Annotated in this window: 14 protein-coding genes; 9 read left to right on the top strand and 5 right to left on the bottom strand. The window is 57.4% G+C overall.

Translation table 11 applies throughout. The features are described 5' to 3' along the window. Nucleotides 1-475 precede the first annotated feature (475 nt). Entirely contained in the window at nt 476-1,774 is a 1,299-nt protein-coding gene (gene icd, locus ACEPPP_RS00130) for an NADP-dependent isocitrate dehydrogenase (RefSeq protein ID WP_374089040.1), read from the bottom strand. A 192-nt stretch (nt 1,775-1,966) separates the two neighbouring features. On the opposite strand from icd, the gene thpR reads away from it, so the two are divergent. The 3 genes from thpR (at nt 1,967) to rpiA (ending at nt 3,634) form a co-directional block, all read left to right on the top strand. After that, the gene (thpR, locus tag ACEPPP_RS00125) at nt 1,967-2,524 is read left to right on the top strand and encodes an RNA 2',3'-cyclic phosphodiesterase (protein ID WP_374089039.1); all 558 of its coding nucleotides are present in this window, start codon (nt 1,967-1,969) and stop codon (nt 2,522-2,524) included. A gap of 61 nt (nt 2,525-2,585) precedes the next feature. After that, nucleotides 2,586-2,933, top strand: a complete 348-nt coding sequence (locus ACEPPP_RS00120; RefSeq protein WP_374089038.1) for a phenylpyruvate tautomerase MIF-related protein — start codon at nt 2,586-2,588, stop codon at nt 2,931-2,933. Nucleotides 2,934-2,956: 23 nt separating this feature from the next. Beyond that, nucleotides 2,957-3,634 carry a ribose-5-phosphate isomerase RpiA gene (rpiA, locus tag ACEPPP_RS00115; protein WP_374089037.1) on the top strand — a complete coding sequence of 226 codons (678 nt, stop codon included), beginning with the start codon at nt 2,957-2,959 and terminating at the stop codon, nt 3,632-3,634. A gap of 55 nt (nt 3,635-3,689) precedes the next feature. On the opposite strand, the gene ACEPPP_RS00110 is transcribed toward rpiA, so the two are convergent. After that, on the bottom strand, nt 3,690-4,157 hold the full coding sequence (locus tag ACEPPP_RS00110) for a hypothetical protein (protein ID WP_374089036.1): 468 nt from the start codon (nt 4,155-4,157) through the stop codon (nt 3,690-3,692). Nucleotides 4,158-4,354: 197 nt separating this feature from the next. Here ACEPPP_RS00110 and ACEPPP_RS00105 point away from each other — a divergent pair, with 197 nt between their 5' ends. Then, entirely contained in the window at nt 4,355-6,310 is a 1,956-nt protein-coding gene (locus ACEPPP_RS00105; RefSeq protein WP_374089035.1) for a heavy metal translocating P-type ATPase, read from the top strand. A gap of 56 nt (nt 6,311-6,366) precedes the next feature. On the opposite strand, the gene ACEPPP_RS00100 is transcribed toward ACEPPP_RS00105, so the two are convergent. Further along, nucleotides 6,367-6,753 carry a hypothetical protein gene (locus ACEPPP_RS00100; protein WP_374089034.1) on the bottom strand — a complete coding sequence of 129 codons (387 nt, stop codon included), beginning with the start codon at nt 6,751-6,753 and terminating at the stop codon, nt 6,367-6,369. Between the two features lie 92 nt (nt 6,754-6,845). On the opposite strand from ACEPPP_RS00100, the gene xseA reads away from it, so the two are divergent. Continuing rightward, on the top strand, nt 6,846-8,189 hold the full coding sequence (gene xseA / locus ACEPPP_RS00095) for an exodeoxyribonuclease VII large subunit (protein WP_374089033.1): 1,344 nt from the start codon (nt 6,846-6,848) through the stop codon (nt 8,187-8,189). 25 nt (nt 8,190-8,214) lie between these two features. Here xseA and ACEPPP_RS00090 read toward each other — a convergent pair whose 3' ends face one another. Further along, nucleotides 8,215-9,672, bottom strand: a complete 1,458-nt coding sequence (locus tag ACEPPP_RS00090; RefSeq protein WP_374089032.1) for a TrkH family potassium uptake protein — start codon at nt 9,670-9,672, stop codon at nt 8,215-8,217. 126 nt (nt 9,673-9,798) lie between these two features. Continuing rightward, a complete protein-coding gene (gene trkA / locus ACEPPP_RS00085) occupies nt 9,799-11,178 on the bottom strand; it encodes a Trk system potassium transporter TrkA (RefSeq protein ID WP_374089031.1) in 1,380 nt (459 codons plus the stop codon). A gap of 542 nt (nt 11,179-11,720) precedes the next feature. Here trkA and ACEPPP_RS00080 point away from each other — a divergent pair. The 4 genes from ACEPPP_RS00080 (at nt 11,721) to ACEPPP_RS00065 (ending at nt 14,941) form a co-directional block, all read left to right on the top strand. Next, nucleotides 11,721-12,302, top strand: a complete 582-nt coding sequence (locus ACEPPP_RS00080) for a hypothetical protein (protein ID WP_374089030.1) — start codon at nt 11,721-11,723, stop codon at nt 12,300-12,302. 130 nt (nt 12,303-12,432) lie between these two features. Then, entirely contained in the window at nt 12,433-13,158 is a 726-nt protein-coding gene (pyrF, locus tag ACEPPP_RS00075; RefSeq protein WP_374089029.1) for an orotidine-5'-phosphate decarboxylase, read from the top strand. An 80-nt stretch (nt 13,159-13,238) separates the two neighbouring features. Next, nucleotides 13,239-13,967 (top strand): sulfite exporter TauE/SafE family protein, encoded by a 729-nt coding sequence (locus tag ACEPPP_RS00070; protein ID WP_374089028.1) that lies wholly within the window; start codon nt 13,239-13,241, stop codon nt 13,965-13,967. 11 nt (nt 13,968-13,978) lie between these two features. Continuing rightward, nucleotides 13,979-14,941 carry a sigma-54 interaction domain-containing protein gene (locus tag ACEPPP_RS00065; protein ID WP_374089027.1) on the top strand — a complete coding sequence of 321 codons (963 nt, stop codon included), beginning with the start codon at nt 13,979-13,981 and terminating at the stop codon, nt 14,939-14,941. Nucleotides 14,942-14,963 lie beyond the last annotated feature (22 nt).

Below are 14,963 nucleotides of genomic sequence, written 5' to 3'. Positions count from 1 at the left end.
TGTTGCCGCGAAAAAAATAGGCTTGCAAGGGAACCCTTTGACACTTCCCAAGTCGTATTTTTCGGCCGATAATAACTGAAGATGGATTGTAGGATGTTTTTCACAATCATTGTGCTTAAAGAGCCAAAAATCAGCACACCGAGCGCATTTATTGACTATCTTTGGTGGACCTGATCAAGAAGGGATTAAGACCGTTACTCTGAAATAAACAGTAGTAAATATTACTTTCTAAGCATCGACCTTATTAAGAAGGGATCATTAAAGGCCTGCATTGCAGGCCTTTTTCATGCGTTACCGTTTCAAGACAGGAATCAGCACGCAGCCTGAGGCGAAAAGCCGAAGGCATTGCTCTCAGGAAAAAATGAGCAGACGATTTGCCTGCATGAATTCAAGTTGGCAGATAGGCATAGCGCCTTGGACAGGGTTCCCGCAGAGTACGCGAGAACCCTAAAAGGAAGCGTTTACTTGCGGAATGCTACAAACTCGCGATCATCACATCCGCAAATTCGCTGCATTTGACTTCGGTCGCACCGTCCATCAAGCGGGCGAAATCATAGGTGACCTGTTTGCTTGCGATCGCGGCGTCCATTGCGCGAATCACCGCGTCGGCCGCCTCGGTCCAGCCCAGATAGCGCAGCATCATCTCGCCGGACAGGATCAACGATCCGGGATTGACCCTGTCCAGATTCGCATACTTCGGCGCGGTACCATGGGTGGCTTCGAACACCGCCGCGCCGTTTAGGTAGTTGATGTTGCCGCCGGGCGCGATGCCGATGCCCCCGACCTGCGCGGCCAAGGCGTCGGACAGGTAGTCGCCGTTCAGATTCAGGGTCGCGATCACGTCGAAATCGTCGGGGCGGGTCAGTACCTGTTGCAGGGTGATATCCGCGATCGCATCCTTGATCAGAATCCTGCCTTTCGCGAGGGCTTCCGCCTGCTCCTTGTTCGCGGCCGCTTCGCCCTGGGCGGCCTTGGTCTTTTCCCATTGCAGCCAGGTATAGGTCTCACCCGGATACTCCCGTTCGGCGAGCGCATAGGCCCAATTGCGGAACGCGCCTTCGGTAAACTTCATGATGTTGCCTTTATGCACGATCGTGACGCTCTTGCGTTGGTTGATCAGGGCGTAATCGATCGCGGCGCGCACCAGGCGTTCGGTGCCCTCCTCCGAGACCGGCTTGATGCCGATGCCGGAAGTCGCGGGGAAGCGTATCTTCGCATACTGCTTCGGAAAGTGTTCCTGCAGCAGCGCCAGGAAGCGCCGGTTCTCCTCGCTGCCCTGTTCGAATTCGAGACCCGCGTAAATGTCTTCGGTATTTTCGCGGAAGATCACCATGTCGACCGCTTCCGGTTTCTTGACCGGCGACGGCACGCCCCTGAACCAGCGCACCGGCCGCAGGCAGACATACAGGTCGAGCAATTGCCGTAGCGCCACGTTCAGCGAGCGGATGCCGCCGCCGACCGGCGTGGTCAAGGGGCCCTTGATCGAGACCAGATAATCGCGGCAGGCTTCGACCGTCGCGTCCGGCAGCCAGGTATCGAACTGGCGGAAGGCTTTTTCGCCGGCGAAGATTTCGAGCCAGTGAATCTTGCGCCTGCCGCCATAGGCGCTTGCGACCGCCGCATCGAGCACGCGCACGGTCGCCCGCCAGATGTCGGGACCGGTGCCGTCGCCTTCGATGTAGGGAATGATCGGATTGTCCGGAACGAGCAGCTTGCCGCTGCGCATGCTAATCGGACTGCCGCCGGGCGGCGGGGTAAGCGTGGGACCTGTCATGACGACTCCTATGAAATCGAATGAACTGACTGGGCTGCCGCGGTTCGGATAACTTGCGGCATTTTAGTAACGCACTGCATTTGCATCATAGCAAAAGGCGATGGCTTTGTCTTAACAGATCCTGTATCTTCAGCGACAGCGCGCAGGCGAAGCGAATGATCGCAGTGAAAGAGAAACACTGGAGATGATTAAATGACCGAAATAACGCAAGTGAAACGCTTATTTTTTGCCCTATGGCCCGATCCGGAAACCCGCGCGCAATGCGCCGCGCTATCCGCCGCGCTAAAACCGGCTGGGCGGCCCGTGCATCCCGACAATCTGCATGTCACGCTGGTGTTTCTGGGCAGCGTCGATGAGGCAACCGAAGCGAAACTGATCGATGCGGCCGCGGCGATCCGTTTCGCGAAAGTTTCGATCAACTTCGATAAGCTGGACTATTGGCGCCGCCCCCGCATCATTTGCCTGTCCGGCAAAGCGGAAGATTCAGCGGCGGCATTGCTGGTCGAGCAACTGAACACGATCGCCGCGGCGCTGGAGATTCCGACAGACGACCGTCCTTATCAGGCGCATGTGACCCTGATCCGCAAGGCAAACCGCTTGCCAACGTTGACCTTTACGCCGATCAACTGGCAGGCCGATGCGTTTTGTCTGGTCGAATCCTGTTCGACGCCGGAAGGGGTCGCCTACCGGGTGCTGAAAACCTGGCAGGCTTATGAAGACCAACCCCCGATCGACAGCGAAGCGGATTAACAAACCCGAGCGACGCGATTATAATCGGCGACACCCCCCCACCCACCGTCCCTGAAACGCCATGCCCTATCTGAAACTGAATACGAACCTCGCGCTCGACGACGCGCAAGCGCCGCCACTGCTGAGCCAACTGTCGCAATTAGTGGCGAAGGAAACCGGCAAGCCCGAGCGCTATGTGCTGGTCGAATTGAACGCCGAAAAAACGATGCTTTTCGCGGGCAGCAGCGCCCCCTTGGCCTATCTCGAATGTAAGAGCATCGGTTTATCGGCCAAGCAGGCGAAATCCTTGTCCTCCGCGCTGAGCCAGTTACTCGAAACGGCGCTGGCGATTCCGCCGGAGCGGATTTATATCGAATTCAGCAATTGTCCGGCCGAATTTTGGGGCTGGAACGGCTCGACATTCGGCTGACTCCATATCCTGAGGAAACAAACATGAACGACAAAGAATTAGTTGCGCAGCATGCCGCGCGGAAAATCGAAGACGGGATGATCGTCGGCCTCGGCACCGGCTCGACCGCGAATTGTTTCATCGAGGCACTCGCCCAGCGCCATCATCAGGAAGGCTTGAAGGTTCAAACGGTCTCCAGCTCGGTAGTCAGCGCGATCAAGGCGCGCGAACTCGGTCTGCCGTTGCTTGCGGTCGAACAACTCAAAGGCCTCGACGTGTATGTCGACGGCGCCGATGAAGTCGCGCCGGACATGACCTTGTTGAAAGGCCGCGGCTTCGATCTGGTGCGCGAAAAGCTGCTGGCCGGCGCGAGCCGGGAATTCTGGGTGTTGATCAATCCCGGCAAGCGCGTCGGCCGGATCGGCGAGCGTTTCCCGATTCCGGTCGAAGTGATGCCTTTTGCCTGGCAACTGGTCAAGGAAAGTCTCGCTGCGATCGGCGGCAAGGCGGAACTTCGGCAAACCGAGAACAAGGACGGACTGGTGGTGACTTCGCACGGCAGCCTGGTGCTGGATACGGCGTTTGCGGAAGCGTTCGACAGTCACACGCTGGATACGGTATTGAACGGCATTCCTGGCGTCGTCGAACACGGCATTTTCAGCCATCTGACGAGCGCGGTGTTTTGCGCTAGGGATGGGCGGGTCGAAGAGCAAAGCGCTTAATGACCACGGGGCGAATAAATCGCCCCGTAGTATTTATCGCGCCGAAGCGACTGATTCAATATTGTTCCTTGCCGATAATCTTGCCTTCGCCATCGACGGACACGGACCAATGACTGCCGGAGACATCGAGCGTGAAATCGAATTCCTCGCCCGCCCCGTTCGGATTCACAATCTGCAGCGCTTGCTTGATTTCGTGATTCGGAAACTCGGCCTTCAGGTTATCCAGGGTTCCCGGCGGCAACAGGCCCGAGGGATCGATCACCGGCGCGCTGACGAAAAAATGGCCATTCTTGCGGTAGTATTCGACCAAGGATTCCTCACCGTCCTTGAAATGGATTTCGTACAGGTCCTGATTGAAATGCTTTTTGGCCAGCGCGCTGACATTCGCCGCATTCGGATGTTTCTTATCGAATTGATCGACGACCGGAGCCGGCAAACCGTCTTTGCCGAGCAATTCGGCATGCGCCGAAAATGCAACGAACGCGGCCGCGGCCACCAATGAAGTCATGAAGAATTGACGCATGTTTCTTTACCCAATAATAAATTTATTATAATTATCAATCTGATGCGGAATTGCACTAAGAAAGCCGCAATGCCGCGGTTTGCGGTTCATCAAAAAGCTGCGCAAATTATAACCAATATTCGCCAAAACCCGGATACGCAACATCCTTACCGCATCCGATAGGCACCATCCATCCACACCTTCTCGCAACTTTTCGAATGCCGACGCCGAATTCATCACCCGCAAAATCTTCCACACTCAGCGCCGAACACTGGATCGCCTTCCTGAGCCTGGCCGGCATCGGCGCTTATCTTCCGCTCCGCTACGGACTCGCGATCGGCAGCCAGACCTATCGGCTGTCGCTTTCGGCCGCATTTGGACCCGACTCGGCGCCGTTGTTCGAGCAAGGCTTCACTTACGCCTTTGCGTTGGCGCAATTGCCGCTGCTCGCGGTGCTGGCGTTGGGCGGCTTGCCCTTGCTCTACCGCCTGCTCGTGAAACTGCTGCATGGCGATCTGGGCGCCGATCTGTTGGCCGGAATTTCGATCGTGACCGCGGCCTGGCTGGACGAATGGCTGGCCGGCAGCCTGGTCGTGTTGATGCTGTCGGGCGGCGCGGTGCTCGAAACCTATGCGCTGCGCAAGGCGTCTTCGGTGCTCGAAGCCTTGGCCAAGCGGATGCCGTCGATCGCGCATAAAAAGGCCGGCGACACCCTGACCGATATCGCGGCCGATAAAATCCGCATCGGCGATACGCTGTTGATCCTGCCGCACGAGATCTGTCCGGTTGACGGCACCGTGCTCGACGGCGCCAGCACGATGGACGAATCGTATTTGACCGGCGAACCGTATCTGATGTCGAAAACCGCAGGCTCCCAGGTTTTGTCCGGCGCGATCAACGGCGATGCGGCATTGACGATTCGCGCCGATAAAGTCGCGGCGGACTCGCGCTATGCGAAGATCATGGAAGTGATGCGCTCCTCCGAACGCTACCGCCCGAAAATCCGGCGCCTCGGCGATCAGCTCGGCGCCCTGTACGCGCCGCTCGCGCTCGCGATCGCAGGCATCGCCTGGTATGACAGCGGCGACGTCGTGCGTTTCCTGGCCGTGCTGGTGATCGCAACGCCCTGCCCTCTATTGATCGGCATTCCGGTTACGATTATCAGCTCGATCTCGCTGGCCGCGCAGCGCGAGATCATCATTAAGAACCCGGCCATCCTCGAAACGCTCGGCCTGTGCCGGACCGCCATTTTCGACAAGACCGGCACCCTGACCTACGGCCGCCCTTCCCTGATCGCGATCAAGACCGCTGCGGAACACGACGAAGCCGAGGTTCTGACGCTGATTGCGAGCCTGGAACGCTATTCGAAGCATCCCCTTTCGGGAGCGATTCTGAAAGCGGCGGAAAAGGCCGCCTCGCCCTTGCTCCCGGTCGCCGAGATTGCCGAACTGCCGGGGCAAGGCATTTCGGGCCTCGTCGCCGGCAAAAAAATCGCGATCACCAGCCGTCATGCCGTTGCCGAACGACTTCCGGAAGCGCTCGCGCACCTGCCCGAGGCCGACGGCGGCCTGGAATGTATCGCCCTGATCGACGGCCAGTATGCGGCGACGCTGCAATTTCGCGACGAAGTGCGCGCGGACAGTTCTTCGTTCATCAATCACTTGCAGCCGAGCCATTTGTTCGACCGGGTGATGCTGGTGTCGGGCGACCGGGAATCCGAAGTCCGCTATCTGGCCGAACAGGTCGGCATCGAACAGGTCCATTTCAGCCAAAGCCCCGAACAGAAACTGGCGCTGGTCAGGGCCGAAACCCGGAAGGCCAAAACGGTCTTTCTCGGCGACGGTATCAACGACGCGCCGGCGTTGACCGCTGCGACGATCGGCATCGCCTTCGGGCAAAACAGCGACATCACCGGCGAAGCGGCCGATGCGGTGATCATGGACAGTTCGCTGCAGAAAGTCGACGAACTGTTCCATATCGGCGAAAGGATGCGCAAGATCGCCCTGCAAAGCGCGATCGGCGGCATGGCGCTGAGCGTGGTCGGCATGGGGGCGGCGGGCATGGGCTATCTGAGCCCCGTCGCCGGCGCCCTGACCCAGGAACTGATCGATGTGCTCGCGATTTTGAATGCGCTGCGGGCCGCGCTGCCGCCGAAAACGTTGTCGGATTTTTAATTCCATAAGGCGCGTTGCGCCCTTCGACAGGCTCAGGACAAGCTTAGCCACGTCACTTAACGATAAAAGTAGCCGTCTCTATCATCATGGTCATTATGCTTGAAATAGCGTATATCATCGGATGATCGCGCGAGTTCTTCCTTCAGAATCTGCCGCTCCCGCCAATCCAGACGTCCATCCTGTTTGAAGCGGCGTTCGACGTGCTCGATATGTTGCTGCTGCCGAGCCAGTTGATCATACTCATAAGGCGTCAACTGTCCCCTTGCGAGTCCGCTTTGGATGCGTCGCCGCTGCTGGCTCTGCTCTTTGTTCACCTTGCCGGCACCATGGACGCGATAACCGGCGTGATCGTGATAATCCCGGTAATACGGATCATAATGCGCCTCGGCAGCGCCGATCAAACTCAAACCGGCCAACAACGTCAACATCTTTGCAATTTTCATGGTCTGTCTCCTCTGTTGATGACGGCACTAGATTAGCCGCGGCAAGTTGAATCCAGACTGAACGCTTTTAAAAAATGCTAGAATGCCGCGCGATGAACAAGACCAACACCCCGCCCAAGATTTATACGGTCTCCGAGCTGAACCGCGAGGCCGCGCTGGCGCTCGGCGAGCATTTTCTGATGATCTGGGTCGAAGGCGAAATCTCGAACCTCAGCGCGCCCTCGTCCGGCCATCTGTATTTTTCGTTGAAGGACGCCGGCGCCCAGGTGCGCTGCGCGCTGTTCAAAAACCAGCAGCGTGGGCTGCGCTGCAAACCCGCGAACGGCATGCAGGTTTTGCTTCGGGCCGAGGTCAGCCTGTACGAGCCGCGCGGCGATTATCAATTGATTGTCGAACGGATGGAGGCGGCGGGCGACGGCGCGCTGCGGCGCGCTTTCGACGCGTTGCGGCTGAAATTGTCCGAGGAAGGCCTTTTCGATGCCTCCGGCAAAAAAAGCCTGCCGCGCCTGCCCCAGGCGATCGGCATCATTACCTCGCCGACCGGGGCCGCGCTACGGGACATACTCAGCGTATTGAAGCGGCGCTTTCCGGCGATCCCGGTGATCGTGTACCCGACCGCCGTGCAAGGCGCCAATGCCAAATTCGAAGTGGCCGAGGCAATCCAAACCGCGAACCGGCACGCGGATTGCGATGTCCTGATCCTGGCGCGCGGCGGCGGCTCGCTCGAAGACCTGCAGGCCTTCAATGAAGAAATCGTCGCGCGCGAGATCGCCGCGAGCGCTATTCCGATCATCTCCGGCATCGGCCACGAAACCGATGTCACGATCGCCGATTTCGCGGCGGACCTGCGCGCCGCGACGCCGACCGCGGCGGCCGAACACGCCACGCCGGATCAGCAGCAATGGTTGCACGGCTTCATGCAGTACGAGAAACGTCTCGAACAATGCTGGCAGCGCAAACTGATCAGAACCCGGCAGAGCCTGGACTGGCTGGACAAGCGCCTTGCGCAGCAGCATCCCGGCCAAAAACTGCGGCGCAATGCACAGCGACTGGACGAATTGAAGTTACGCTTGACGCAAGGCATGCTGAAAAAACAGCAGCATCAGAAACACTTGCTCGCCGCCGCCAACGCCAGATTAGCGCAGTTCAACCCGGCCGTCCGGATACTTAGCTACCAACATCGGCAACAATACCTCGCGCGGCGCCTGGAGCGGGCGATGCAACACAAGCTGGAGCAGAGCCGGCTCAGACTGTCGAACACCAGCCAGACCCTGCACGCGGTCAGTCCGCTCGCGACATTGAACCGGGGCTATGCGCTGGTAACGATGGTCGAGAACGGTAAAATCGTCCGCTCCGTGCAGCAACTTGCAGTCGGCGACAGGATTCAGACGCGGATCGCCGACGGGCAATTCGTCAGCGAAATCGTTGATCTGTAAGCTAACGGAGAAGTCGATTCCTCTGCTATTTTTTCCAGAATTCGGGCAGGAACAGGATCACGATCGAAAAGATCTGCACCCGACCGAGCAACATCGTAAAACTGCACACGGCGGTCTGGAAATCGGTCAGGCTGGCGTAGTTGGTCGCGGGCCCGACCTGGTTCAAGCCGGGACCGGCGTTGTTGAAACAGGCGATCACCGCGGACAAGGCGCTGACAAAGTCCATCCCGCTCAGCAGCAGCGTGAACGTCAAGATCACGATGCTGATGAAATACAGAAAAATGAAGCCGGTCACCGAGGTCACGATCGCGTTGTTGATCACATGCTCGCCGATTTTCAAGGGCCGGATCGCCTGCGGATGGATGAATTTGAACAATTCGAGCCGCGCCTGTTTCAGCAGAATGATCGTCCGGATCATCCGGATGCCGCCGCCGGTCGAACCGGAGGAGGCCGAAAGACAGCTCAGAAACAGCATCCACATCGGCACGAAAATCGGCCACTGATTGAAATCCTGGGTCGCAAAACCGCAATCGGTCGCGATCGTGACCAGATTGAAGGTCGCATGCCGTAGCGCGGTCCAAAAGTCGGCATAGGTGCCGTTCTGCCACAAGACCGACGCCGCCAGCACGCAACTGCCGAGCACCAGCGCCAGGAAGCTGCGCGCCTCCATATCGACCGCATAAGGTTTGAAGGACAGCTTGCGTATCGCGACGAAATGGGTCGCGAAGTTGATCGCGGCGACCAGCTGAAATACGGTCAGCACGATCTCGATCGGCAACGAGTTGAAAAACCCGACATTCTGATCATGCGTCGACATGCCGCCGAGACTCATCGCCGCGAACGCATGGCAGACCGCGTCGAACCAGCTCATGCCGGCCAGTTTCAGCGACAAAATGCAGGCGACCGAAATGCCAGCATAAACCATCCACAAGGCTTTCGCGGTCTGCGCGATGCGCGGCGGCAGGTCCGATTCCTTGACCGAGCCCGGGGTTTCGGCGATGTAAAGCTGCATGCCGCCGATGCCCAAGATCGGCAGAATCGCGACCGCGAAAATGATGATGCCCATGCCCGCGATCCAGTTCAGTTCATGGCGCCAGAGATTGATCGACATCGGCAATTGATCGAGCCCGGACATCACGGTCGCGCCGGTCGTCGTGAGGCCAGATGTCACTTCGAAATACGCATCGACGAAACTCATGCCGGGGAAATAATAGAGCAGCGGCAAGGTGCAGAAAACCGGAGTCACCGACCAGGTGATCGCGACCAGTAAAAAACCGGTCTGCCGCGATACCTTTTTCGGGACGCGCAGGGACGGAAAAAACAGCAGCGCGCCGGCCAGGAAAGTGACCAGCACGCCCTGGGAAAAAGCCGATGTCGCCCCGTCGCCGGCCCAATACGACGTGATGAGGCAGGTGGTCATTAAACCGCTGAAGCCCATCGTCACCAGGCCGAAAATATGCAAAATCGTCAAAATCATAGCCATGACCGCGCGGGGTGACAAAGCACGCCGCCCATACCGGTTGAAAAAAAATGCAGAAAGAACGCGGTGGGAAATTTCAAGCGCAGTTGCGGCAATCGCAAGCCATGAAAATCCTCGAGAAAATTTGCTTCATAAGGTTTTATTCAGCGGCTGGAAGATTTTCTCGATATTGCTGACCAGCTTTTTGTCCATCGCAAACATCACTACATGGTCGCCTTCTTCGAAAATCACGTCGTGATGGATCGGAATGACTTGATTGTTGCGTATCAAGGCCCCCATCACGATACCGGGCGGAAAATGGATGCTGTCCACGCGCTTGCCGACCACCGAATTCTGATCGCTGTCGCCGCTGTAATGCGCGACCGCCTCGATCGCCTCGGCGCTGCCGCCGCATAACGAACGCACCTGCGCCACATCGCCGCGGCGTACATGCTTTAAAATGCTGCCCAGGGTTTCCTGGTTCGGCAGCACCGCGACATCGATATCGGTATCGGTCAACAGCTTCGTATAAGACTTGTGATTGAGCAGGCAAATCGCCTTGCGCGCGCCGAGGCTTTTCGCAAGCGATGCGGAAATGATGTTGACGCCGTCATTTTCGGTAATCGCGCAGAACAGATCGGTGCTGCCGACGGCTTCATCCATTAATAACGTTTCATCGGCGCAATCGCCGTGCAACACGATCGTTTTTTCCAGTTCATTCGCGATCTTGTTCGCGCGTTTTGGGTTCTTCTCGATGATCTTGACTTGATGATCGTCCTGCAGCGCCAACGCCAGACGTTTGCCGACATGGCCGCCGCCCGCGATGATGATCCGCTTCAGCGGCGCTTCCAGTTTATGCAGCGCTTTCAATACATGCCGGACCTGCTCGCGCGGAGCGACCAGAAAAATCTCGTCACCGGACTCGATATCGGCGCCGCCGTTCACGATCAAGGGCTTGCCGTTGCGGAATATGGCGACGACGCGGATTTTCGCATCGGCCAACTCATCCTTGATCGACTTGATCTTTTTGCCGGTCAGGAAACCGTGCGTCCCCACCTTGACCGAAAACAGCCGCACCAGGCCGCCCGCGAAATCGGATATATGCAAAACCCCCGGAAACTCGATCAAATTCCGGATCGACTCCATCACGATCTGTTCGGGACTGATCACGATATCGACCGGAATGCCGGCCGGACTGAATAGGTTAGGATTTTTCATATACTCGATCGCGCGCACCCGGGCGATCGTTTTCGGACGGCTGTACAGCGTGTTGATGATCAAACAGGCCAGCATGTTGGTTTCGTCGCTGTCGGTGACCGCGATCACCATGTCGGTATTGTGTACCCCGGCCTGTTCGAGAACGCTCGGATGCGCCGCATTGCCGGTGACCGTCGCAATATCGAAGCGCTGTTTCAGTGCGTCAAGCAACTCGGGCTTGAAATCGACCACCATGATGTCGTTTTCTTCACTGGCCAAGGCTTCGGCAACCGACGAGCCGGTCACCCCCGCTCCGAGAATCAGAATCTTCATAATTGGATATTTGAACCCATGCAGTGAAATTGGCGGAGTATTATAGATAACGCCTTAAATATTGCATCAAAATTATACGCCATCCTCAAAGATTGTAGACGGCCACGCTGATTTAAATCTTGATTTTTGATATGAATCAATCGCCTGTTAAATATCAGACAGTTGCATCGTAGATTCAAGAGCATCAGCAATGCCGTTAAGTTACGCGATCCGATGCGGGATGATTTTGTCGCCAGAGTTAAATTTACGCCTGCGCTTGCCCCGCGCCCCTACTGACATTTCGTTAAACCGTTGGCTGAGCGAAATCGAAGCGTGCAGTCGCTTGTCGAATTTTCTCACGGCATTTAGACTCGTACCGTTCAGGGTGCATTAAGTTTAGCTCTCGATAATAGCCTGCAATTCAGTTGAAGGCTGTTGTCTCGATAAAGTTAGCCTTGAGCGCAAAGTTCAGCCGTCAATGTTATGCTGTGTCCGCCGTGGGCCTGTATCGTGTCAAAGCGCACCCACGATCGTGTTATTTATTTCACCGACTATTTTACTCCATGAAAAAATTCGACAAATTCGGAAAAATTGCCTCGCTTGCGTCCGTCACGCTGATTTCGGGCTGTTTGGGCGGCCTTGGCAATAACAATAACGGCTACCCCGGGGGCGGTTATCCCAACCAAGGTTATCAAGGTTATCCGCCTGCCGGCTACCCGAATAACGGCTATCAGTACGGCGGCAACCCTTATGGCGGCTATCCGAATAACGGCGCCCCAAACAGCAGCCCGTTCGGCGCGATGCAAAGCGCGGTGATTGCCGCGATCATTCAAGGCATGGCCGGCAGCGTTTTCAATGGGTCGATCGGCTCGCAGCTGGCGCCGGTCGACCAAAACTTCCGGCTTCAGCAATTGGGCGGTCTGTTGCAGTCAGGCTCGCTCAATCAGTCGCAGCAATGGCTTAACCCGCAGACCGGCAGTAAAGTCGCGATCAATCCGATCGGCCAGCTCAGTCTGAATGCCAAAACCCAGCAGCAATGCCAGAATCTCGAAGAAACCATCACCCTGCCCGACGGCAAAAAGATCCGCGAAAAACGGGTTGCCTGTCTCGATCCGCAAACCGGAAAGTGGAATCTCACCAAATAGCGGTTTTACAAAGCTTATGGCCTTTTGTCGGACGGGATGTCGATCCCGTCCGCCTCGGTTCGCCGCCGGCATGGTATGATACTCGGACATTTTCTGTTTTTTATCTCATTCAACCCGATTGACTTGCCCGATGACTGACTCCTTTCTCTCCACTAAACCCATCCCATCCGAAGAACGCCTGATCATGGCGCTGGACGTGCCGAGTTTCGAAGAAGCGCGCCAGTTGGTCGACACGCTCGGCGACAGCGTCGTGTTTTACAAGGTCGGGATGGAATTGTTCATGTCGGGCGATTATTTCGGTTTTATCGAATGGCTGAAACAGCGCAATAAAAAAGTCTTCGTCGATCTGAAATTTTTCGACGTGCCCGCGACGGTCGGCCGCGCGATCAAGGCCTTGAGCAGCAAGGGCGTCGATTTTGCGACGATTCACGGCAATGACGCGATCATGGAAGCCGCCGCCAAGGACAAGGGCTCGCTGAAGGTGTTGGCGGTGACCGCGTTGACCAGTCTCGACCGCGGCGACCTGAACGATCTGGGCTTTCAATGCGACGTGCGCGAACTGGTGCTGTCGCGCGCCCGGCGCGCCTTGCAGCACGGCTGCGACGGCGTCGTCTCATCCGGGCTCGAAGCGCCGATGCTGCGCGCGGAACTGGGCCAGCGCCTGCTGGTCGTCACGCCGGGCATCCGGCCGGTCGAAAACCGCGAGGAAGACGATCAAAAACGCGTCGCAACCGTCGAAACCGCATTCCAAAACGGCGCCGATTATATCGTGGTCGGCCGCCCGATTCGTGATGCCGAAAATCCGAAAACGATGGCCGAAAAAATTCAGGGCCAGATTCGCGAACAATTCCGCTAGACCCTAAGCGCGTCTTGCCGGCGGTTTTTTTGCGTTTCCGTGTTTGTATCTTGCCGGCTCTGTGGTAATGTGGGCTAATTATGGTACTTGATCCCGCCTTCCCTACCTCCTATCCGGTCGCCTTTCTGATGGGCTTCCTGAGCAGCGTGCATTGCATCGGCATGTGCGGATCGATCATCGGCACGCTGACGCTCAGCCTCGACGCCAAAATCCGCACCAACAAAGCCGCGCTGATTCCTTACGTCTTCAATTACAACGCCGGCCGCATCACCAGCTACGCCTTGGCCGGCGCCTTGGCCGGCATGATCGACACACTGATCGTGATGTCGATCGGCAAACTGGACGGCTACCGCCTGCTGCAAATACTTTCCGCGCTGATCATGACGGCGTCGGGGCTCTATATCGCCGGCTGGTTTCCGCGTTTCGCCTATCTCGAAAAAGCCGGCCTGAAGCTGTGGAAACTGATCGAGCCTTACGGGCGCCGGCTGATTCCGGTCAAAAACCGCCTGCATGCCTTTCTGTTCGGCATGGTCTGGGGCTGGCTGCCTTGCGGCCTGGTCTATGCGGCTCTGGCCCTGGCCGCGACCGCCGGCAGCATTCCGCAAAGCATGCTAACGATGTTTTTTTTCGGGCTTGGCACTTTACCGGCCGTGATGGGTGTCGGTATAATGACCGGATTATTGACGCGGTTATCCAGATTGCGCTATTTCAAGCAGGCCGCAGGCTTGTTCATGATCGTGCTCGCACTGTTCGCCGCCCTGCCGTGGCTCAATCCGATGGCTTACACGGCGCATTCAGCAATTCATTGAGGTCACAGCTTATGAACCCATTTAGCTCGATCATTGGCCAGTCCCCGGCATTGGAATCCTTGCTACGCAGCGCCGGCATCGCGGCGATGACCGATGTCACGATTTTGATCAAGGGCGAGACCGGCACCGGCAAGGAAGTGCTGGCGAATGCGCTGCAAAAAGCCAGTCCGCGCGCCAATAAGCCGTTCATCACGCTGAACTGCGCCGCCCTCCCCGAGAGCCTGATCGAATCGGAATTGTTCGGCCACAGGAAAGGCGCCTTCACCGGTGCGATAGCGAATCAGCAAGGCCTGTTCCATGCAGCCGACGGCGGCACCCTGTTTCTCGACGAAATCAACTCGCTGCCGGTTTCGATCCAGGCCAAATTGCTGCGCTTCCTGGACTCCGGCGAATGCCTCGCGGTCGGCGATACCAAGCCTTACCGAGTCAATGTGCGCGTGATCGCCGCGACCAACAGCGACCTGGTTCAGCAAATCGCCGCCGGCGAATTCCGCCAGGACCTGTATTTCCGCCTGAATGTCGTGCCGATGGAACTGCCGTCACTGGCGCAACGCACCGAAGACATCGAGCCGCTGATCAAGCACTTCCTGGACGTTTTCTCGAACACCCATGCGATCGATCCGCCTAAATTCAGCCGGCAATCGATCAAAATCCTGAAAGCTTACCCGTGGCCCGGCAATATCCGCGAATTGCGCAACTTGTGCGAGCGGCTGTGCATTCTCTTGGCAGGCAGAACGATAGAGCCTGAAAACCTGCCGTTTGAGTTTACCCGCGGCTTTACCGAAGAACGCCACATCGAAACCGGCTTCAAACTGCCGGACGGCGGCGTGCAACTGGATACACTGGAAGCCGACCTGATCTACCAGGCCTTGAATCGCACCCAAGGCAACCGCAGCCAATCGGCGCGCCTGTTGGGTCTGTCCCGCGACACCCTGCTTTACCGGATGCGCAAGCACGGTTTTGCCGCACAATAAGCCATAGGCCGGTGGATGCGCT

Origin of the sequence: Methylomicrobium lacus (assembly GCF_041897535.1) — a bacterium.
Lineage (GTDB): Bacteria > Pseudomonadota > Gammaproteobacteria > Methylococcales > Methylomonadaceae > Methylomicrobium > Methylomicrobium lacus_A.
The sequence above is the reverse complement of the archived record's forward strand: the minus strand, read 5'-3'. Positions and strand labels throughout refer to the sequence as shown.